General features: G+C 56.2%; 22 protein-coding genes. 12 read left to right on the top strand and 10 right to left on the bottom strand.

The features are described from left to right. Positions 1-67: 67 nt before the first annotated feature. The 6 genes from ACR0AY_RS02025 (at position 68) to grxD (ending at position 6899) form a co-directional block, all read left to right on the top strand. Positions 68-976 (top strand): LysR family transcriptional regulator, encoded by a 909-nt coding sequence (locus ACR0AY_RS02025; RefSeq protein ID WP_170393176.1) that lies wholly within the window; start codon positions 68-70, stop codon positions 974-976. Between the two features lie 269 nt (positions 977-1245). Further along, on the top strand, positions 1246-3492 hold the full coding sequence (locus ACR0AY_RS02020) for a mechanosensitive ion channel domain-containing protein (protein ID WP_170510089.1): 2247 nt from the start codon (positions 1246-1248) through the stop codon (positions 3490-3492). 189 nt (positions 3493-3681) lie between these two features. After that, a complete protein-coding gene (gene purL / locus ACR0AY_RS02015; protein WP_170510092.1) occupies positions 3682-5841 on the top strand; it encodes a phosphoribosylformylglycinamidine synthase subunit PurL in 2160 nt (719 codons plus the stop codon). 138 nt (positions 5842-5979) lie between these two features. Then, a complete protein-coding gene (locus ACR0AY_RS02010; RefSeq protein ID WP_170393179.1) occupies positions 5980-6216 on the top strand; it encodes a BolA/IbaG family iron-sulfur metabolism protein in 237 nt (78 codons plus the stop codon). Positions 6217-6259: 43 nt separating this feature from the next. Beyond that, positions 6260-6550 carry a hypothetical protein gene (locus ACR0AY_RS02005; protein WP_170510095.1) on the top strand — a complete coding sequence of 97 codons (291 nt, stop codon included), beginning with the start codon at positions 6260-6262 and terminating at the stop codon, positions 6548-6550. Beyond that, positions 6537-6899: a Grx4 family monothiol glutaredoxin gene (grxD, locus tag ACR0AY_RS02000; protein WP_170393181.1), complete on the top strand. Its 363-nt coding sequence runs from the start codon at positions 6537-6539 to the stop codon at positions 6897-6899. The genes ACR0AY_RS02005 and grxD overlap by 14 nt, the downstream gene beginning before the upstream one ends. 1 nt (position 6900) lies before the next feature. Here the strand turns inward: grxD and ACR0AY_RS01995 are convergent, their stop codons facing one another. Genes ACR0AY_RS01995 through ACR0AY_RS01985 form a run of 3 tightly spaced genes read right to left on the bottom strand, consistent with a single transcriptional unit; the run spans position 6901 to position 8476 of the window. Beyond that, positions 6901-7251 (bottom strand): MliC family protein, encoded by a 351-nt coding sequence (locus ACR0AY_RS01995; RefSeq protein ID WP_170405544.1) that lies wholly within the window; start codon positions 7249-7251, stop codon positions 6901-6903. After that, a complete protein-coding gene (locus ACR0AY_RS01990; protein WP_170393183.1) occupies positions 7251-7643 on the bottom strand; it encodes a cell division protein ZapA in 393 nt (130 codons plus the stop codon). The genes ACR0AY_RS01995 and ACR0AY_RS01990 overlap by 1 nt, the downstream gene beginning before the upstream one ends. After that, positions 7643-8476, bottom strand: a complete 834-nt coding sequence (locus tag ACR0AY_RS01985; RefSeq protein ID WP_170510098.1) for a coiled-coil domain-containing protein — start codon at positions 8474-8476, stop codon at positions 7643-7645. The genes ACR0AY_RS01990 and ACR0AY_RS01985 overlap by 1 nt, the downstream gene beginning before the upstream one ends. A 234-nt stretch (positions 8477-8710) precedes the next feature. Between ACR0AY_RS01985 and tkt the strand changes: the two genes are divergently transcribed. Then, the gene (gene tkt, locus ACR0AY_RS01980; protein ID WP_170510101.1) at positions 8711-10732 is read left to right on the top strand and encodes a transketolase; all 2022 of its coding nucleotides are present in this window, start codon (positions 8711-8713) and stop codon (positions 10730-10732) included. 50 nt (positions 10733-10782) lie between these two features. On the opposite strand, the gene ACR0AY_RS01975 is transcribed toward tkt, so the two are convergent. Both ACR0AY_RS01975 and ACR0AY_RS01970 read right to left on the bottom strand, forming a co-directional pair. Beyond that, positions 10783-11583 (bottom strand): thioesterase family protein, encoded by an 801-nt coding sequence (locus ACR0AY_RS01975; protein WP_170510103.1) that lies wholly within the window; start codon positions 11581-11583, stop codon positions 10783-10785. An 87-nt stretch (positions 11584-11670) separates the two neighbouring features. Next, positions 11671-12642: a DUF808 domain-containing protein gene (locus ACR0AY_RS01970; RefSeq protein WP_170510106.1), complete on the bottom strand. Its 972-nt coding sequence runs from the start codon at positions 12640-12642 to the stop codon at positions 11671-11673. A gap of 182 nt (positions 12643-12824) precedes the next feature. Between ACR0AY_RS01970 and gap (ACR0AY_RS01965) the strand changes: the two genes are divergently transcribed. The 3 genes from gap (ACR0AY_RS01965) (at position 12825) to gap (ACR0AY_RS01955) (ending at position 15129) form a co-directional block, all read left to right on the top strand. Beyond that, entirely contained in the window at positions 12825-13826 is a 1002-nt protein-coding gene (gap, locus tag ACR0AY_RS01965) for a type I glyceraldehyde-3-phosphate dehydrogenase (protein ID WP_170393188.1), read from the top strand. 73 nt (positions 13827-13899) lie between these two features. Continuing rightward, positions 13900-14043: a hypothetical protein gene (locus ACR0AY_RS01960; protein WP_010439846.1), complete on the top strand. Its 144-nt coding sequence runs from the start codon at positions 13900-13902 to the stop codon at positions 14041-14043. 81 nt (positions 14044-14124) lie between these two features. Further along, the gene (gene gap / locus ACR0AY_RS01955; RefSeq protein ID WP_170510109.1) at positions 14125-15129 is read left to right on the top strand and encodes a type I glyceraldehyde-3-phosphate dehydrogenase; all 1005 of its coding nucleotides are present in this window, start codon (positions 14125-14127) and stop codon (positions 15127-15129) included. Here gap (ACR0AY_RS01955) and coaD read toward each other — a convergent pair. The 3 genes from coaD to ACR0AY_RS01940 form a co-directional block, all read right to left on the bottom strand. Then, positions 15121-15612, bottom strand: a complete 492-nt coding sequence (gene coaD, locus ACR0AY_RS01950; protein WP_170393190.1) for a pantetheine-phosphate adenylyltransferase — start codon at positions 15610-15612, stop codon at positions 15121-15123. The two genes, gap (ACR0AY_RS01955) and coaD, sit on opposite strands and share 9 nt — an antisense overlap. 82 nt (positions 15613-15694) lie before the next feature. Then, positions 15695-16132 (bottom strand): CBS domain-containing protein, encoded by a 438-nt coding sequence (locus ACR0AY_RS01945; RefSeq protein ID WP_170510112.1) that lies wholly within the window; start codon positions 16130-16132, stop codon positions 15695-15697. A gap of 61 nt (positions 16133-16193) precedes the next feature. Then, on the bottom strand, positions 16194-17096 hold the full coding sequence (locus tag ACR0AY_RS01940) for a LysR family transcriptional regulator (RefSeq protein ID WP_170405527.1): 903 nt from the start codon (positions 17094-17096) through the stop codon (positions 16194-16196). 104 nt (positions 17097-17200) lie between these two features. On the opposite strand from ACR0AY_RS01940, the gene ACR0AY_RS01935 reads away from it, so the two are divergent. Both ACR0AY_RS01935 and ACR0AY_RS01930 read left to right on the top strand, forming a co-directional pair. Beyond that, a complete protein-coding gene (locus ACR0AY_RS01935) occupies positions 17201-18700 on the top strand; it encodes a CoA-acylating methylmalonate-semialdehyde dehydrogenase (RefSeq protein WP_170510115.1) in 1500 nt (499 codons plus the stop codon). Between the two features lie 188 nt (positions 18701-18888). Next, positions 18889-19488, top strand: coding sequence for a L,D-transpeptidase (locus ACR0AY_RS01930; protein WP_170393194.1), 600 nt, complete (start codon positions 18889-18891; stop codon positions 19486-19488). Between the two features lie 78 nt (positions 19489-19566). Here the strand turns inward: ACR0AY_RS01930 and ACR0AY_RS01925 are convergent, their stop codons facing one another. Together ACR0AY_RS01925 and ACR0AY_RS01920 are read right to left on the bottom strand one after the other, a co-directional pair. Next, entirely contained in the window at positions 19567-20043 is a 477-nt protein-coding gene (locus tag ACR0AY_RS01925; protein WP_170393195.1) for a fasciclin domain-containing protein, read from the bottom strand. Between the two features lie 71 nt (positions 20044-20114). Continuing rightward, on the bottom strand, positions 20115-20966 hold the full coding sequence (locus ACR0AY_RS01920) for a class I SAM-dependent methyltransferase (protein ID WP_170510118.1): 852 nt from the start codon (positions 20964-20966) through the stop codon (positions 20115-20117). Positions 20967-20992 lie beyond the last annotated feature (26 nt).

Raw genomic sequence — 20992 nt, 5'->3', positions numbered from 1 at the left:
GGGTTTCATTGTGGAATTTGTTACCTGTTTCATATAGGGCTGCGCGAGGATAACGAAAGTTGCGGCGATGGATTGGGACAAGCTCAGAATATTTCACGCGGTTGCAGACGCTGGCAGCCTCACACACGCGGGAGACAAGCTCAATTTATCTCAATCCGCGGTGAGCCGTCAGATCCGCGCGCTTGAAGAATCACTCGATGCAACCTTGTTCCACCGCCATGCACGCGGCCTGATTCTGACAGAACAAGGCGAATTGTTGTTCGATGCTACGACAGCTATGCTGAAACGTCTGGATGCCGCTGCAGCGCGTATCCGGGATAGTGAAGATGAGGTATTTGGCGTACTGAGGGTGACCACCACCTTCGGGTTCGGCACGCTGTGGCTCGCCCCGCGCCTACCGAAGCTCTATGAACAGTATCCCGACCTCAATATCGACCTCATGCTTGAAGAGCGGGTGTTGGATCTGCCAATGCGTGAAGCCGATGTGGCCATCCGCATGAAAGAGCCCAGCCAGGCCGATCTCGTGCGCAAACGGCTGATGACTGTGCAGATGCTGCTCTATGCAACGCGCAGCTATTTGGATGCTCATGGTGGGGCGCCTGAAACGCTGGAAGACATTTCCAAGCACCGATTGATCTGCCAAACGCCCGCAGCCCCTCAGGTTGGGGCAAGCGCGTCGATGGTTCGTCACCTTATGACATACAATCCCGGTTCGTTGCTGACCGTGAACAACTATTTCGGCGTTCTTCAGGGCGTGCTGCATGATCTGGGTATCGGAGTACTTCCTGATTATGTGACTGAGGACTTCCCGGATCTGGTCCCCGTCATGTCAGACATCGAAAGTGCTGATGTCCCGGTTTACCTCGCCTACCCCGAAGAATTGCGTCATTCCAAACGGATAGCGGCATTTCGGGACTTTGTGCAGGATGAGATAATCGCCCATCGCAAACAGCTGAGGCAATTGGGCAAGCTATAGCCATGCACTCAGAGCATAGCGGGCATGACGCCGGGGTCTGCTAATAGACCTTGATCGTTAATAAACTGATCCCTAAATGAGCACATGAAGGCGGTGATGCTGAAACGCTCATCATCTTCATACCTCCCTGTTGGACTACGGCCGAGCTTAGTGCTCGGCCTTTTTTTTTCGCCAGGCTGATGCAATTCAGTGGAAAGCACTGGGAAAATCCAACGCGTAGGCCTATGATCCCGAAAAAACACCTAAATTTCGTGTTCGAGGGCTAATTCATGTTCCACTCATTCCGCCTATTGTTGGCGATGATTTCAGTCTTGTTCCTGGCCGTGCCACTTCATGCACAAGACACAAGCACAACCGCTACAGTTGAAATTCCCGAAGATCTGACGCCAGAACAGGTTGATGATCTGGTTGCGCGCATGTCTGACGACCAGGTACGGGCAATCCTTCTGGAACGCCTTGACGCTGTTGCCGAAAAGCAAGCGGCGGAAAAGGAAGGTCAGGAAGACCCGCTGACCGAGCTCAATGAGATCTGGGCAGAAATGGTCGCATCCTGGACACATGTTCTGACCACAGTTCCCAATATCATCAGTGCGCAAATCACTGCATTTAGCAATTTCTCTGACAAATTGGGGGGCGCTGGTGTTATGACGCTAATGGGGCTGGTGCTCTCGGTCCTGATAGTCGGCTTCATTGCTGAGAAGCTATTCATTTTCCTGACCCGCCGCTGGCATGAGGCAACCGAGCCCTCGGGTGACGCTGATCTCAGAGGCGCTGTGAACTACCTGTTCCGCCGATTTTGCCGCGAAATTGCAGGGCTTATCGTATTCTACGTCGTCATTCGGGCGATTGGCCGAGGATTGCTGAGCCCCGAGCAGATCATCTATGCAGCCCCATTTGTATTCTACCTAATCTGGGTGCCGCGTCTGGGGGCAGCAGTCTCGCGCTTTGTTCTTGCGCCGCAAAAGCCACAATTCCGATTGGTAAACATTGACGACCACTGGGCAAAATACCTGCATCGCAACCTGATCGGTCTGCTGATCCTGATCGGCTTTACCTTGTTCGTACTAAGGTTCAATGCGCTGAACGGGGTTACCGGCGATCAGACGCGCATCGGTTTCTGGCTGAACGCAGCAATCCACGTCTATATTGGCATAATCGCCTGGACAGCGCGCGAAGGTTTGTCACAGATGATGCTGGGTACCGACCCGGACCACACCAAGTTCGACGAAGAAGTCGCGCGGTATTACCCGTATTTTGCAATCGGCGTTTCTGTCGTGATTTGGCTGCTGGTCGAATTCCTGGTAGCACAACGCAACCCGGCGCTGATCCGCGTGCTGTCCGGTGGAGCGCATTTCACAACCATGTTCTGGCTGTTGATTGCACCTGCACTTGATACATTGATACGTGGTTTGGTGCGTCACCTGCAGCCGCCAATGTCGGGCGAAGGGCCATTAGCAGAACGCGCCTATCGATCGGCCAAGCGCAGCTATATTCGCATCGGTCGGGTGATTGCTGGCCTCTTCGTCGTCTTCATGATTTCCCGTGTTTGGCAGCTAGATCTGCGCCATGTTGCGTCCGCAGGAATCGGTGCCGAAGTTGGCGGCGCAATCATCGAGTTCCTGCTGATCATCGCTGTCGGCTACATCCTGAACGAGATCGTCTCGCTGTGGATTAACCGTCGTCTGGCCAAGGAACAGACAGCGGCCGAGGAGCTGGATGAAGAAGCCGGCGGAGAAGGTGGCGGCGCGGGTGGTTCGCGTCTGGCGACAGTCCTGCCCTTGTTGCGGATTACCGCACAAGTCACCATCTCGGTGATCTTCGGCCTACTGGCCCTGAGCGCTTTGGGCATCAACATCACGCCGCTGCTGGCTGGTGCTGGTGTTTTGGGTCTGGCCATCGGCTTTGGTGCGCAGAAACTGGTGGCCGATATCGTTGGCGGCATCTTCTTCCTGATCGATGACGCCTTCCGCGTCGGCGAATATGTCGATGTCGGCGGGACCATGGGAACGGTCGAGAAAATTTCGATCCGCTCAATGCAGCTTCGCCACCATCGTGGTCCGGTGCACACTATACCTTATGGCGAGATTCAAAAGCTCACCAACTTCAGCCGTGACTGGGTGATCATGAAGTTGAAATTTACTGTGCCGTTCGACACCGACCCCAACAAGGTCAAGAAGATCTTCAAGAAGATCGGTGCCGAGATGATGCAGGACGAGGTTCACAAAGATGGCTTCCTGCAGCCCTTCAAATCTCAGGGTGTGTTCGACTTCGACGATGTCGGTATGATCATCCGAGGCAAGTTCATGGCCAAGCCCGGTAAGCAATTCACATTGCGTAAGGAAATCTTTAACCGTGTGAAGGCCGAATTCAACGCAAATGGTATCGACTTCGCCCGCCGCGAGGTGCGCGTCGCCATCCCGGGGTTGGATGAGGCTGAGAACATAACTGAAGAACAAAAAGCTGCCGCCGGCGCAGCCGCCGCAGATGCGGTCAACAAAGGGCAAAACCCCGCCTGACACTTAAGCTTCGACACGTTTCAGCCGCTGGCTGAACCAAATCAGCACGCCTCTCAAATCGGAACCGGTCTTATGGCCGGTTCCGTTTTTTATTGCCCGATGACCCCTGTGCGGGTTTGGCTCTTTCCTCAAGCGGCCCATTGCCCTAAAAGGCCCGCAATCTCGGCCCACTTGGACACAGGACAGAAGATGCAAGAGCCCGCCATCACACCCGATCTGATTGCCGCACATGGGCTCAAGCCCGAGGAATACGACATGATCCTTGAGATCATCGGGCGTGAGCCGACCTTTACCGAGCTTGGCATCTTTTCAGCGATGTGGAACGAGCATTGTTCTTATAAGTCATCCAAGAAATGGTTGCGCACCCTTCCAACCTCTGGCCCTCAGGTTATCTGCGGCCCAGGCGAGAATGCGGGTGTCGTCGATATCGGCGACGGTCAGGCCGTGGTGTTCAAGATGGAAAGCCACAACCACCCCTCGTATATCGAACCCTATCAGGGCGCGGCGACCGGCGTGGGCGGCATCCTGCGGGATGTTTTTACCATGGGCGCACGGCCCATCGCCTCGATGAACGCACTGTCCTTTGGCGAGCCAGGCCACCATAAGACGCGCCAATTGGTGAACGGAGTGGTCGAGGGTATTGGCGGCTACGGCAACTGCTTCGGTGTGCCTTGCGTGGGTGGCGAAGTTCGGTTCCACCCGGCCTATAACGGCAACTGCCTTGTGAACGCGTTTGCCGCTGGTCTGGCTGACAGTGACAAGATTTTCTACTCGGCCGCTTCGGGCGTTGGGATGCCCGTCGTCTATCTGGGCGCAAAAACCGGTCGTGACGGTGTGGGCGGAGCAACCATGGCATCGGCCGAATTCGATGACACCATCGAAGAAAAACGCCCCACCGTTCAGGTCGGCGACCCCTTCACCGAAAAGCGCCTGATGGAAGCAACGCTGGAACTGATGCAGACCGGTGCCGTGATCTCGATCCAGGACATGGGCGCGGCGGGCCTGACCTGTTCTGCCGTGGAAATGGGCGATAAGGGCGGCCTTGGCGTGCGCCTTGATCTGGAAAACGTACCTCAGCGCGAAGAGAACATGACAGCCTATGAAATGATGCTGTCGGAATCTCAGGAACGGATGCTGATGGTCCTCAAACCTGAGCTTGAGGCCGAGGCCCGCGCCGTGTTCGAAAAATGGGACCTCGATTTTGCCATCGTAGGCGAAACCATTGCCGAAGACCGTTTCCTGATCATGCACAATGGTGAGATCAAAGCCGATCTGGTCCTGTCTAAACTGTCCTCGACCGCGCCTGAATACGACCGCCCGTGGGAACCGACCCCTGAGTCCGCGCCACTGGAAGACGTACCACAGATCGATCCGATCGACGGTCTGCGCGCCCTGCTCTCTTCACCCAATTACGCAGGCAAACAATGGGTCTATGAGCAATACGACACCATGGTCATGGCGGATTCAACTCGCACGCCGGGTCTGGGCGCTGGCATGGTCCGCGTACATGGCACCGACAAGGTGCTGGCCTTCACCAGCGACGTAACCCCGCGCTATGTCCGTGCAAACCCGGTGGAAGGCGGCAAACAAGCGGTGGCCGAGGCCTATCGCAACCTGACCGCCGTGGGGGCCAAACCACTTGCCACCACAGACAACCTGAACTTCGGGAACCCCGAAAAGCCCGAGATCATGGGTCAGTTCGTCGGCGCGATCCAAGGTATCGGTGCCGCCGTTGGTGCGCTGGATATGCCCATCGTGTCGGGCAACGTCTCGCTTTATAACGAGACAGACGGTCAGGCGATCCTGCCAACCCCCACCATCGGCGCGGTTGGTCTTCTTGCTCATAGCGACGAGATCATCGGAAACGAGGTTCGGGATGGCCATGTTGCGCTGGTCATCGGCGAAACCAACGGCCATATGGGTCAGTCCGCCCTGCTGGCCGAGGTATTCAACCGCGAGGACGGAGACGCGCCGCATGTTGATCTGGCTGCAGAGGCGCGCAACGGGGAATTTATCCGTGCCAATCGCGAGATGATCAAAGCATGTACTGATCTGAGCGATGGCGGCCTTGCACTGGCAGCGTTTGAACTTGCTGAAACTGCAGGCGTAGGCGTTTGCCTGGATGATGCATCATCCGAGTTCCTATTCGGCGAAGACCAGGCCCGTTATCTTGTGGCGTGCAACTTCGATCAAGCCGAGGCGCTAATGATCGCTGCCGGTCAGGCTGGTGTCCCGCTGGTCTCGGTTGGTCGATTTACCGGTGACAGCGTGAAGATCGGCAATTCCGAAGCTCCTTTGGCAGAACTGACCGAGACCTTCCGCCAGAGCTTTGCCGCCGCGGTCGCCTGATAAATCGTTTCTTCCGAATTCCAGAATTCCCGCGTCTTCCATAGGCGCGGGATTCGCGTATCTGAAAGATGCTCGACATCTTGCACGCCCGCTCCCATCACTCTACATCTTGGGAAAGACCTACAGGAGTGAACCTACATGCCGATGAGCGCCCACGAGATCGAAACCCTGCTGCGCGAAAGCTTTCCCAATGCGGAAATTCAGGTTGGTGGCAGCGATGGCGTGCACATGTCCGCCATGGTCGTGGACGAAAGCTTTCGCGGCAAAAACCGCGTTCAGCAACAGCGTGCGGTTTACGCTGCGCTGAAAGGCAAGATGGATGGATCTGATGGGGAATTGCACGCGCTGGCGTTGACGACGAAGGTACCTGAATGACACAGCACTACTTTCAAAAAAGCGCCTAAGTGGCTTTGAAAAGATGAGTGGCTGGCCCTTCTGGATATCTCTTCTTGGTGCATTGATAGTTGTCGCCGCCCTCATCGAAGCCTATGTCAAACGCAACAGAAAACGAAAACTGTCGGATATGCGCCCTGACCCCGATACGCTTAGCAAGGTTGGGGGAATTGAACGATACGGGCTTGATCCGGTGACGCTTGCACAAGCAGAACACCGGCGGCTTGAAGAAGAAGGATGGGCACCTGAACCGCCCGATAACCGAACGACCGCCGCGCAAGCGGATGAAAAGGAAAAGCAAGATGAGCGACGTTAAGACCCAGATCGACGAAACCGTCAAAGCCAACGATGTGGTGCTTTACATGAAAGGCACCAAAGAGATGCCGCAGTGCGGGTTCTCATCCCGGGTGGCCGGTGTTCTGAATTACATGGGTGTCGAATACACCGATGTGAACGTTCTGGCTGACGAAGCTGTGCGCCAGGGCATCAAGGACTACTCCGACTGGCCAACCGTGCCTCAGCTTTATGTCAAAGGCGAGTTTGTCGGCGGTTGCGACATTATCACTGAAATGACGCTGTCGGGTGAGCTAGACACACTGTTCGATGAAAACAGTGTGGGCTATAACAAAGACGCTGCGGACAAAATCCGCGAAGCAAACGCGTAAGCTATCGGCTGCTACAGTCCTTGAACAATACGAGTTCCGGGGCTGTATCACCTTCGGCCTGATGGCTGATCGTGGCATCCCACCCCTTGGAGCGCAGGGTGTATGTCCCTGCCCCTCCGACGGATTCATACCGGATGCCCGAGCCGCTTGGAACCTGTTTCATAGGGATCAACTGATCATCGATCATCATCGCAGCCGCCCCATCGCCATTTGAGGCGTTAAAGTAGGACACCGGCACTTGCGTGTTGTTCTCACAGGTAAACGTCACGGACAGAATGTCGATATCGGCCTTTGCCATCGTGCCAGTCAGCGAGACGACGGCCGCGCAAAAGGCCATTCGGGCGATCGGCATTAGGCCGTCCTTTCTTCAATGACTGCCGCCAGGGCTTCGGCGCGCGCCGCCATTTCAGCCAGCGTATCCGTGACAGATGGCGGCACTACCGCGACCTCGATCCGTTCAGGTTCCGGCTGCGGTTGGCTGCGGAGCCGCTTCAATTCGGTCTCCAATTCAACCAGCTTGGCCTCGGCCAGTTTCATGCGATCTTCATGCGCGGCTGCCTTGTCTGCCAACATGAGTCCCGCCATCAGCAGCATCCGCGATTCCGGCATACGTCCGATCTGGTCCGACAAAACCTGAGCCTCATCATCCAGCAGTCTGGCTGCCGCTTGCAGAAACGGTTCTTCACCGTCCTGGCACGAGACATCAAAGCCGCGGCCACCGATATGAATGGTTACTTCGGGCATTATTCCACCTCTCCCTCGGCCAGATTGGCATGACTTAGTAATGGCTCAAGCCGAGCCAGGACCGCATGCGCTTCGGCTGCGTCCGACGCGCGCGCGGCACGTATGGCTTCTAATTCGGCTGTCGTGGCCCGGTTCAGCATGTCAGCATCCGTGACACCGTCCTCTGCGGCGGCGCGTAATTCATCGACAGCGCTTCGGAGCTGATCGTTTGCATTGCGAAGCCGTTGCAAATCATCATCCAACCGGGACATCGCGGCCCCATGGCTAGCCCGTTCCGCGCGCAGCATCTCAAGCTCGGCATTGAGTTCGGTTAACCGCTCGCTATCGACCAGTTCAGCCCGCAGACGCGCCAATTCGGCCTCCATCTCTTCCGCGCGATCCGCGATTGGGGTCAGTTTCTCGACCTGCGCGCGCAATGTATTGGCCTCTTTTGCGGCGCCCTGATGTGAGCGCAGAGTCTCAATCTCTGCCTTCAAGCCCTCGACTTCGTCCGTGTTTTCAAGCGCAGCCTTGGCATCCGCCAACTCGGCCCGCGCAGCCTCAACCGTGGCGAGCTGAGAAGTCGCCTCGGCCAATTGCGCACGCAGCGCATCCACTTCCGAACTCGGTGCCGGTTGCGCACGCAGCGCGTCAATCTCTTGCGCGTGCCTCTCTTTGATCGTTTTCAGCCGTTCCTCAAGCTGGGCATTGGCCACCCGCTCTTCTTCAAGCGCCGTTCGCAGCGACGTATCATCACCGGCTGCGGATCCAGCATCGTGCAAGGCCTCGACACCATTACCGATCCGCTCCATCGCGGTGATAATACGGCGTTGTAGTTCTTCGATCTGACTCATGCCTGTGTCACCTCTTTATCAAGGTTCGTTCTAATATTCGCCTACCCGAATCAAAAGCGGCGGCGCTCGGCCCTAGTCTAACGGAATGCGACAGAAAATACCCACTGTTTGGTTTCAACCACTTGCACACCGCTCTTGAAGCGCCAATTCGGTGTGCCACGCGGTTCTGCTTGCACTTTGACAATCGGATGGTATTCAGCGCCCATCTGCCCGTAAACCAAAGGAACTACGCCCGTGGACCTGACTGCGCTGCGCAATGCCAACCCCGAACACTGGGACAAGGCTGCGGCCATCCGCACCCTGACCCTCGACGCTGTCGCCGCCGCCAATTCCGGCCATTCCGGTATGCCGATGGGCATGGCCGATGTTGCGACCGTATTGTTCGAAAAGCACCTCAAATTCGACGCCGCTGCCCCGAACTGGCCGGACCGCGATCGGTTCATCCTATCGGCGGGTCACGGTTCGATGCTGGTCTATTCGCTGCTGTATCTCACCGGTCATGGCGATGTTACGCTGGAAGAGATCAAGAACTTCCGTCAATTGGGCGCCAAAACTGCCGGGCACCCCGAGAACTTCCTGATCGATGGTGTCGAAACCACTACCGGACCTTTGGGTCAGGGCATTTCGAATGCCGTTGGCTTTGCGATGGCCGAGGAAATTCAGCGTGCGCATTATGGCAAGAAGATCGTTGATCACTATACCTACGTGATTGCGGGCGACGGCTGCCTGATGGAAGGCGTCAGCCAAGAGGCGATCACTTTGGCCGGTCGCCACGAGCTGAGCAAGCTGATCGTCTTCTGGGATAACAACAACATCACCATCGACGGCACAGTCGACATCGCCGACCGCACGGATCAGGTGCGCCGTTTTGCGGCCTCGGGCTGGCATGTGCTTGAGATTGACGGCCACGACCCCAAGGCCATCGATGCGGCCATCATGCAGGCGAAGAAGTCGAACAAGCCGACGATGATTGCTTGTGAAAGCCACATTGCACTGGGTCACGCGGCGCAGGACACTTCAAAAGGCCATGGCGCTCTGACCGATCAGGATCAGTTGAACGCCGCCAAAGAAGCATATGACTGGCCGCATGATGCGTTCGTCATCCCTGCTGAGGTCAAAGCCGCTTGGGAGGCCATTGGTGCACGTGGCAAAGCCGAGCGCGCAGCGTGGGAGGAGCGTTTTGCGAAAGTCTCCGAACGTAAACAAGCCGAATTCAACCGCGCCTATGCGTTTGAGGCGCCAAAGAAGCTGGCCGGCGCCATCCGGTCGTTCAAGAAACAGATGTCGGAAGACCAGCCAAAGCTGGCCACACGCGCCTCTTCAGAGAAGGTGTTGAATGTCGTTAACCCGATCATGCCCGAAACCATTGGCGGCTCGGCTGACCTGACTGGATCGAACAACACCAAATCGGCTGATATGGGCGTGTTCCTTCCGGAAAACCGCAAGGGTCGGTATATCCATTACGGCATTCGTGAACACGGTATGGCCGCTGCTATGAACGGTATGGCGCTGCATGGTGGCATTCGCCCGTATGGCGGTACGTTCATGGCCTTCACCGACTATGCGCGGCCCTCGATGCGTTTGGCTGCACTTATGAAAATCCCGACGGTGTTTGTGATGACCCACGACTCGATTGGTCTGGGCGAAGACGGTCCGACGCACCAACCGGTGGAACATCTGGCGATCTCACGCGCGACGCCGAACACTTATGTGTTCCGCCCAGCCGATACGATTGAGACCGCCGAAGCCTGGGAATTGGCGCTGACCTTCAAGGATAGCCCCTCAGTCCTGTCGCTGACCCGTCAAGGCGTGCCAACTGTTCGGACCCAGCACAAAGCCAAAAACCTGACCGCGCAAGGCGCTTATGTATTGGCTGACGCAGAAAACAAGCGTCAGGCGATTCTGATTGCCACAGGTTCCGAGGTTTCGCTGGCGATGGAAGCTAAAGCAATACTTGAGGCCGAAGGCATCGGCACTCGGGTCGTTTCCATGCCCTGTATGGAGCTGTTTGCCGAACAAGACGAAGCCTACCGCAAGCGCGTATTGCCTGCGGGAGCCGTCCGCGTCGGTATCGAGGCTGCGGTTCGCGCCGGAGGCTGGGACCGTTGGCTTCTGGGCGAGCGTGGTCGCGAGGCCAAGGCTGGGTTCATCGGCATGTCCAGCTTTGGTGCGTCGGCACCCGCCGGAGAGCTCTACAAGCATTTTGGCATCACGACCGAGGCAACAGTCGCCAAGGTCAAAGAACTGCTGGGTTGAACCTACCCAAATTAGTCAAAAGGCCTCGGTTAAAACCGGGGCCTTTTTTGTTAGACGAAAATTATTACTGACTGCATACCATCGACAATTAGATCACCATCGGTGTTCCACATCCGCATGACCTGAGAGCTGTAGCCGTCATGTCCAGCTGTCAATTGATGTTCCATCAACCACCATCCATCGCGAGTATGAATATCCTCGGACAGCACGTTGAAAATCCAGTTCATTGACGAGTTGTTTCCCGGCTTCTTCAATGTCGGGAATATGGCCGGTGGCAATAGGTCCGCAATTGCGATCAACCCTTCGATCCTATCGCGCATATCGGCATCATTATGGCGCGCCCAAACCTTCACATAGCCACGCTCTGCACCAGCAAATGGCCGCGCCCCGTCGATCAACCGAACGTCGAAGTTCTCAAGAAATGCGATGGGAAGTTTTGGCAAATCTGGCGGGAAATAGTGTTCTGTGATCTCTGGCTGTATCTCTGCCTTAGCCGGATGTTCGAACGCCACATGGCTTTCCTGTGCCTTGCCAAACGTAAATGTCCCAAGCGCGGCTGTATTCCCCTCAATCCTTGCTCGTGTATTGATCGTTGTGACATTCCGCCCATTGCGAAGCACCTCAGTTTCGATCAGCGGAGGTGAACCGATGGGCGCGGTAAAATTGATCAGGGCCGAGCGTAATGGCGGCAGAACATCGACCGCATTTCTCGCAGCAGCCAGCAGCAAGGCAGACGAGAAGCCGCCATATGTTGTACGGCCTTGCATCCAGTTTGGCGGCACCGGAAACTGCAGCATCCCGTTCAACCGATCTGAACTGGCAAGGACTTGGGAAAGGCTGAGTTTAGTCATCGATCTCACACCGGGTATGCTTCGATTGGAACTTACCCCGCTCTTACCGTTGTGCCAGATGAAACCTCACGTCAAATGATCCTGATTTCAGTGTTTGTTCGCAGATCCCGAAATCGCGCTGATCGCGGGGGACAGCAGCTTGGTTGCCACCGGTATCAGCGCCAGCCCATAGACCAGACCGAATACACCATCCATTGTCGCCTTCGCGATCCACTTTACCGCGCCTGCCCATTGTTCAGACACAGCATGACTCGCAGCATTTGCCCAGTCGTAAATGTGATGGCCCAGCCAGCCAAAGCCCAGGACCTCCATACCGTGGATCATGATCGACCCGCCGACCCACAGCATCGCAGCAGTACCAACGATAGACAGAACTTTCATAACAACGGGCATCGCTTTGACGAGGCCCCTTCCCGTTCCACGCCCTATCGGCGTCGGAGCGTTTTGCGCCAGGAACAGCCCGACATCATCCATTTTCACGATCAGAGCGACCGAGCCATAAACGGCGACGGTGACCCCAACGCCCACCACGGCCAGCGTCGCGGCTTGCATCCACACATTCGGCGCTTCAATGGCCGCCAAAGCGATGGTCATGATTTCAGCAGAAAGAATAAAGTCAGTCTTGATCGCACCCTTCACCTTCTTTTCTTCCAGATGGCCAGGATCAGGATTTTTCATATCTTCGTCTATCGCATGGCTCCCATGTGGAAACAGGACGTGAAAAATCTTCTCGGCCCCCTCGAAACACAGATATGAACCACCGAGCATAAGCAGCGGTGTGATCAACCAAGGCGCAAAATTGGCGAGTAGCAATGCCACTGGCAACAACAGAATGATCTTGTTGAAAATCGATCCGCGCGCGATGCGCCAGATGATCGGCAGTTCCCGCGCCGGGGCAAAACCCTGAACGTATTTGGGCGTCACGGCCGCATCGTCAATGATCACACCCGCAGTCTTAGCCCCAGCCTTGCCGGCAGCGGCCACCACATCGTCCACCGAGGCCGCCGCAACCTTTGCAATGCCCGCCACGTCGTCCAACAGGGCCAACAGACCACTCATCGCGCTTCCTTTCCATTCATCTGTTCGATCGGACCCTACCTGATCCAACGGCTAGCGCAAGCGTTAGCGCAATCGGCGCAGGTTTGCGCTAACACCTTAAAAATATGCCATTTTTGCCCTTTTGAGATTCAATATTCGCGGCTATATGGCCTGCAACGCAAGCGCATTTTTGGAGACGTCGGATGACCATCAAGGTCGGTATCAATGGTTTTGGCCGCATCGGCCGCTGTACTCTGTCGCACATCGCCGCATCGGCGCGCAACGACATCGAAGTGATCAAGGTCAACGCCACCGGCCCGCTGGAAACCTCGGCGCATCTGTTGAAATACGACAGCATCCATGGACGTTTCCCACGCGACGTCTCGGTCGAAGGCAACACCATGGATCTGGGTCGCGGCCCGATGGAGATGTTCTCAACCTACGATATGAACGAGCTGGACTGGGAAGGCTGCGATGTCGTTCTGGAATGCACCGGTAAATTCAACGACGGCCTGAAAGCCAAAACCCATCTTGAGCGCGGCGCTGGTAAGGTTCTGCTGTCGGCTCCCGGCAAAAATGTCGACAAGACCATCGTATTTGGTGTGAACCACAACAGCCTGACCGCAAACGACAATATGGTGTCGAACGGTTCTTGCACCACCAACTGCCTTGCTCCGCTTGCCAAGGTTCTGGACGAAGGTATCGGCATCGAGCATGGCATCATGACCACGATTCACGCCTATACCGGCGACCAACCGACGCTGGACCGTCGCCACAGCGATCTTTATCGCGCCCGCGCTGCCGCCATGTCGATGATCCCGACGTCCACTGGCGCCGCTGCAGCACTGGGAGAGGTTCTGCCGAACCTCAAAGGGCGCCTGGACGGCTCGGCCATCCGCGTGCCCACTCCAAACGTCTCGGCCGTTGATCTATCATTCCGCGCCTCGCGCGACGTCACTGTCGAAGAAGTTAACGCCATCGTCGAAGAGGCAGCGAAAGGCCCGATGCAGCGCGTTCTAGGGTATGAGCCTGCGCCGCTGGTTTCGACCGATTTTAACCATACCGAAGAAAGCTCGATCTTCGCGCCGGATCAGACCCGTGTGGTCGACAACCGTATGGTGCGCGTGCTGGCGTGGTATGACAACGAATGGGGATTCTCGGTGCGTATGGCGGATGTCGCCGTCGCGATGGGCCGCCTTAACTGACCCTTTGGACATAGCTTGTACCTTTATGCCCGCTCAGGTTATCTGAGCGGGCATTTTCGTTCAGGGCGCAGAAATGACAAATCAAATCGCCATCTGGCTTGGAATCCTAATTCTGGGCGGTCTGATGCTGGACGTGGCACTATTCGGCACCGAACACCTGCTGTTCCTGGGCAAGAAGCTCTACGATTTCCTGGATTGGCTCGCCTTCTGGCGCTGACAGAGGTTTTTCTTGACTTTCGCGCCAATCTGGCTTTGTTAGCGCTAACCATCTATGGACCATGTTCTGACGGAGCGCATTATGACACTCAAGCTGGCAATCAATGGATTTGGACGGATCGGGCGCGGCGTTCTTCGGGCCGTCATGGAATCCGGACGTACTGATGTTGAAATCATCGCAATCAACGATCTGGCAAAGCCCGAAATGAACGCACATCTGTTCGAGTTCGACAGTGTGCATGGACGCTATTCCAAACCCGTAAGTCTGACTGATGCAGGTCTGGATGTGGGTGCTGGGCCCATCCGGCTGACCAGCGAGCGTGATCCCGAAGCACTGGACTGGTCTGATGTGGATGTGGTTCTGGAATGCACCGGTGTTTTCCGGACCCGTGAAGCAGCTGAGCGGCACCTGAAAAACGGATCAAAGAAAGTATTGATCTCGGCCCCTGCCCGTGGCGACGGCGGCGTGAAGACAGTCGTGTTCGGCGTGAACGATCATGAGCTAACCGCCGACGATATCGTTGTTTCCAATGCCTCCTGCACCACCAACTGCCTGTCGCCGGTCGCGGCGGCTTTGGACGCAGGACTGGGCATCAAACACGGCAACATGACCACAGTTCATGCATACACGGCCAGCCAACCGGTTCACGACACTGCGGGTAAAGACCCCTACCTGTCGCGCGCAGCAGCACTGTCGATGATTCCCACGACAACCGGCGCGGCGTCTGCAGTGGGTCTGGTATTGCCGCAGCTTGCTGGTAAGTTGACCGGGCAAGCCATTCGTGTCCCCACGCCCAATGTCTCAGTCGTTGATCTGGTTGCTGAGGTTTCGCGACCGACGGCCGAAGAAGAGGTCAATGCCCTCTTTGTAGAAGCCGCCGCCAAAATCCCCGGTGTGCTGGCGGCCGAGAATCGCCCCTTGATCTCGATCGATTTCAACCACGACTCGCATAGCTCGACGGTTTCACTGGCTGAAACCAAAGTAACTGACGGCACATTGGTTCGTGTGCTTGCATGGTACGACAACGAATGGGGCTTCTCGAACCGGATGCTGGACACAGCCGCCGCGATGGGCGCGCTATCCTAACCGCTCTTTCAAGGCGGAATTGACGCGGGGCGTGACGAATTTTGACACGTCCCCGTTCAATCTGGCGATTTCTTTGACCAGTTTCGACGCAATGGCTTGATGCCGTGCCTCTGCCATCAAGAACACGGTCTCAATCGAGTCGTCCAACGCGCGATTCATCCCAACCATCTGGAATTCATACTCGAAATCCGCAACCGCACGCAGTCCGCGCACGATGATCTGAGCGCCTACATCGCGGGCGCAATCGATCAGCAGGTTTTCAAACGGATGCGCGACAATCTCAGTGCCGGTCTGCTCGGTCAGATGGGCGCATTCGGCCTCGATCATCGCAACACGCTCTTCCAAAGAAAACAGTGGGCCCTTGTCCCGGTTGATAGCAACACCAATGACGAGCTTATCCACCAGCGCAGCCGCGCGGCGAATAATGTCTATATGACCCATGGTGATAGGGTCGAAAGTACCGGGATATAATCCAACCCGCATTGGGCTCTCCAGCGCAACAATATTTCTGCGCAAGCAAACATAACTTTGCCGCAGGTGCAAGAGGCTGAAACAGCCCCCGCGTTCAGTGCCCCATGATCATGCCTTCAAGCGCGTCTTTTTCCATAGCAAGTTCAGCCAGTTGCGCCTTGACCGCATCACCCAGCGTAACGATGCCGACCAGTTTGCCATCTTCCAATACAGGCATGTGGCGAAATCGTCCTTCGGTCATCTGGGACAGGATAGACTCGACCGTATCCTGCTGGCTGGCGGTCACAAGTTGCTTGGTCATATAGTTGCTAACGGGTTTATCCAAGCATCCGCTGCCGCTGGCAGCCAACTCGCGAACAATGTCTCGTTCGGATAAAATGCCCGCTGCCGTCTGCCCCCCATCCTCGGAAATGACCACAGTACCAATCCGCTTTTCCGCAAGAATCTTGGCAGCCTGAGAAACGGATGCCGTTGGCTCGACCGTCTCCACACCGCCGCTGGCCTTTGATTTGAGAATGGCCTGTACAAGCATAAGCGAAAACCTCCGGAATTACGTACTGTTTTCCAAAGCGTTGCCGGAATGTGTGAATGTGTCAAGGTGAAGCTTCGCGCTCAAGCCGCGCTACTTCGTCCCGTATTCCGCGCGTCAACGCCTCGGCAAAGCGGTTCAACCGCTCATTGCGCTGATCGCCCTGATGGCGGACCAGATAGAACCCCCGGGTCAGACTGACCTGATCCGTCAGGATTTTCTGCAATCCCCGATGGAACGGCAATGTGAAATCATGTGCAACGCAGACCCCTGTTCCCAGCGAAACTTGTCGCAGCTGAACGGAAACAGAGTTTGATGCAAGCGCGACACGTTCAACACCAATGTCGTTGAGATAGTCCAGCTCGCGGTCGAAAATCATGTCCGGAATATAGCCTATCATCCGATGCCCTTTTAGATCTTCGATGGATCGAATTTCGGCGTGACGACTCAGGTATTCCTTCGTTGCGACCATATGCAGCCGATAGTCGGATATCTTCTGCACCAGCAGTTTCCCTGCGGTGGGCGCACTGACTGTTACCGCCATGTCGGCCTCTCGCCGGGATAGGTTGATGATGCGCGGCAACGCCAGGATCTGAATGTCGAGATCGGGATTCGCATCGCTGATCTTGGCACAGACCTGCGGCAAAAGGTAATTGGCACTTCCATCCGGTGCTCCAATTCTGATCTGACCACTCAACGACTTGGCGGAACCTGACATAACACCGGTCGCAGCGCGCATAGCCTCTTCTGCCTGCAGCCCATGCTCCATGAGACGCTGCCCCGCAGTCGTCAACACATAGCCCTGCTGTGATTTCGTGAACAAGACCGCGTCCAATGCCGCTTCGAGCCGCGCGATTCTGCGCCCGACTGTCGCCGGGTCTATCTTGAGAACCCGCCCCGCCCCTGAAAGGCTTTCATCGCGCGCGACCGCCAGGAAAACCCGCAAATCATCCCAATTCGGCGTCATGCTCTACCCTTTGCATTTTTGCAAAACTGATTTGAAATATTGCCTCTGTTCAGGTGATTTTCGCAAGTCTATTCTTCGCGCAACTTAATCCGGAGGAGTTTGCAATGCAGAACCTGACCCATTTCACCAACGGCGAAAATATCGCTGGCACATCTGGCCGCTTTGACAATGTATTCAACCCAGCAACGGGTGAAGTGCAGTACCAATGCCCGATGGCCAGTGTCGCCGAGACCACCGCTGCGATCGAAGACGCTGCAGCAGCTCAGGTCGCTTGGGGCGCAACCAACCCGCAGAAGCGCGCGCGCGTTATGATGGCGATGGTTGGCTTGATGAACCGCGACATGGACAAGCTGGCCGAGGCTCTCAGCCGGGAACATGGCAAGACCATTCCCGATGCGAAGGGTGACTTGCAGCGTGGTCTGGAAGTGATAGAATACTGCATCGGCGCGCCACAGATGCTGAAAGGTGAGTTCACCGACAGCGCGGGCCCGGGCATCGATATGTATTCGATGCGTCAGCCACTGGGCGTGGTCGCTTCGATCATGCCATTCAACTTCCCCGCAATGATGCCGCTTTGGCACGTTGGCCCGGCACTGGCCTGCGGCAACGCAGTTGTTCTGAAACCGTCCGAGCGCGACCCTTCTGTTCCATTGATGCTGGCAGAGCTGTTTGTCGAAGCTGGTCTGCCCAAGGGCGTGTTCCAAGTCGTAAACGGTGACAAAGAGGCCGTGGACACCCTGCTGGACAGCGAAATCATTCAGGGCGTGTCGTTCGTGGGTTCAACTCCGATTGCGCAATACATCTATGCTCGTGCAACCGCCAACGGCAAACGGGCGCAGTGTTTCGGTGGTGCCAAGAACCACATGATCGTTATGCCTGACGCCGATCTGGATCAGGCTGCTGATGCGCTGGTCGGTGCAGGTTTCGGCGCGGCTGGCGAACGCTGCATGGCAATCTCGGTGGCCGTGCCTGTGGGCGAAGAAACCGCAGACGCACTGATCGAAAAGCTGATCCCTCGCGTGGAGAAGCTGAAAGTTGGCCCCTACACAGCGGGCGACGACGTAGACATGGGGCCAGTTGTTACTGCCGCCGCGAAAGAGCGTATCCTTGGCCTGATCAACTCGGGTGTTGAGCAAGGCGCTAAGCTGGTTGTCGACAACCGCGACTTCAGCCTGCAGGGCTATGAGGACGGCTTCTTTGTCGGCCCGCACCTGTTCGACAACGTCACACCCGAGATGGATATCTACAAGCAAGAGATCTTTGGCCCGGTCCTGTCAACCGTACGCGCGGGTTCTTATGAAGAGGCGCTGAAGCTGGCGATGGATCATGAATACGGCAACGGCACTGCGATCTTCACCCGCGACGGTGATACGGCGCGTGACTTTGCCAGCCGTGTGAACATCGGCATGGTCGGCATCAACGTTCCGATCCCGGTTCCGCTGGCCTACCACACTTTTGGCGGCTGGAAGAAATCGATGTTCGGCGACCTGAACCAGCACGGTCCGGACAGCTTCAAGTTCTACACCCGCACCAAAACAGTGACATCGCGCTGGCCGTCGGGCATCAAGGAAGGTGGCGAGTTCAACTTCAAAGCGATGGACTGATCATTCAGCTTACAAATCAGGAAACCCGGCCCTACATGGGTCGGGTTTTTTCGTGCATGCGCCAGTTGCTGCCTGATCGCGTACCTCACAAGAAATTCAGAGGTCGCCCTCTGGAAAAAGCAGGCATTCACTAATATTTTATCGGTAATTCAACTATCCGAACAGCTCATAACTCCCTGGAGGCAACCTTGTCCCAAAATCGTTTTACCCGTCGTCACGCCCTTTTGGGCGCTGCATCGCTGATTGCGGCCCCTGCTATCGTGCGTGCTCAAAGCACTGATGCTTTCCCACAGACCGAGGAAGCAATCAGCACGCAGCTTCCAGTACGTCGTAACGTTTCATCGTTCTCGCAACAGAATTGGCAGGATCACTTTGACGAGTTGGGCGTCGGCGCATTGTTGGCCGATATCACCAGCCGGGCTGTTCATTACTGGGGGCCGGATGGAACCTACAAGCTGTACCCCAGTTCTGTCCCGATGAGCGAAGAGCTGACCAAGCGCGGCTATACCAAAGTCACACGCAAGGCGGAGAACCCAAGCTGGACACCAACCCCATCAATGCGCGAGCGCGATCCCTCGTTGCCAATTCGCATGGAGGGTGGTGAACCTGGAAACCCATTGGGAACTCGCGCTATGTATCTTGGCTGGCCTGCCTACCTGGTTCACGGCACCTATGATACCCGCAAGATTGGACGTCAGAGCTCGTCCGGCTGTATCGGTCTTTATAACCAGCACGTTGAAGAGCTGTATCCGCTGGTAAAGGTCGGTACTCAGGTACGTTTGGTCTAAACGGCGAGTTTATACACGAAACACAAAAAAGCCCCGTCCATCAGGAACGGGGCTTTTGTTTTCGTGAAGGTGGTAGATTTATTCGGGAATGATCACTTCGTCGACAACGTGAATGACGCCGTTGCTGGCTTCGATGTCGGCCTGCACAACTTTGGCACCATTAACTTTCACGCCATTTTTTGCGTTCACGCTTAGTCGGTCGCCTTGCACGGTCAAAACCTTCGCGCGCTTCCCTGCAATGTCGCCGGACATCACTTTGGCTGGCACGACATGGTAGGTCAGGATCGACACCAACTGGTCCTTGTTTTCTGGCAGAAGTAGGGTTTCAACGGTGCCTTCAGGCAGAGCTGCAAAAGCTTCATCCGTGGGTGCAAAGACGGTGAAGGGCCCATCGCCTTTCAGCGTATCGACCAGGCCTGCGGCCTGAACGGCAGCAACCAGGGTGTTGAAAGACCCGGCGGCAACTGCGGTATCTACGATATCAGCGGCCTGTGCCTTGACGGGCAGTGCAAGTGCAAATGCGGCAGCAGCGCCCATGAATGTGCGGCGGAACATGGCTGTTAACTCCTCTCCAGCTTGTTATGGAAAGGGTTACGGGCCTGGGTTCGAACCGGATCACACAGAAATCAATTTTCTTTGAGCTGAACCCAGATGCTCTGCGCACGGCCCTCTTCTAGAAACGGCAGCGCTGCGACGGCGTCGGGGCGATCCTGCTGCAGGTAATATCCGGGCCAAAGCATTGAATAGAAACCGGATTGCAGCAAGGCGTGCAACATGTACTGCTCACCCCATCCTGGGCAGTCATAGAAGAACCGTTTGGGATATTCATAAGGCAGAAAAACATCGTGGACATGAATGACAACGCCGGGTTTCAGCGCCGGAATGATCCGACAGAATAGATGGGCGACATCGTTGCTCATCCGAACCACATGGCTTGAATCGATGAACAGAACATCCCCAGCCTCAAGCTGATCGAACAGCGCGGGATCTACTTCTTCCAGTCGCTTCTGCTCAAACTGATCGACGACCTGGGCGATATCTGCGCGCGGGTACGGATCAATTGCCGTGATCGTCGTATCCAAACCACCATCTATGATCGCCTGCCGCGTCACGCGGGTAGAGTTCCCGCAGCCGACCTCGATCACGCGCTTGGGCTGAAAGCGGCGGATCATCAGGTAAAGCGCATCCGCATCCGGGCTATCGTAATATCCATTGCCGGTGTGATACCCAGTCTGATTTCGCGCCGGGTCCTTCAAAGCTGCAAGCGCATCGGCATGGCGCGTATACTCTTCGACAAGTTGCGCGATATCGAATCCGTCCATTCCCGGCGACAGGGCATAAGCGGGCCTGGTCAATCCCCCTGCCCGTTCGAACGCTTCCAGCCGCGCCCGTTCATCCTGTTCCGTAACCTTGTCGATCAGCTTAACGCCCAACTCATCCAGGGCGGCATTGATCTGCGGAAATTTTCTGGGTTTCACGAGGACGGCTCCACATTGCGTTGCGC

The organism is Ruegeria sp. A5 (assembly GCF_056543005.1).
Note: the sequence above shows the minus strand (reverse complement) of the source record. Positions and strands in the feature narration are given on the sequence as shown.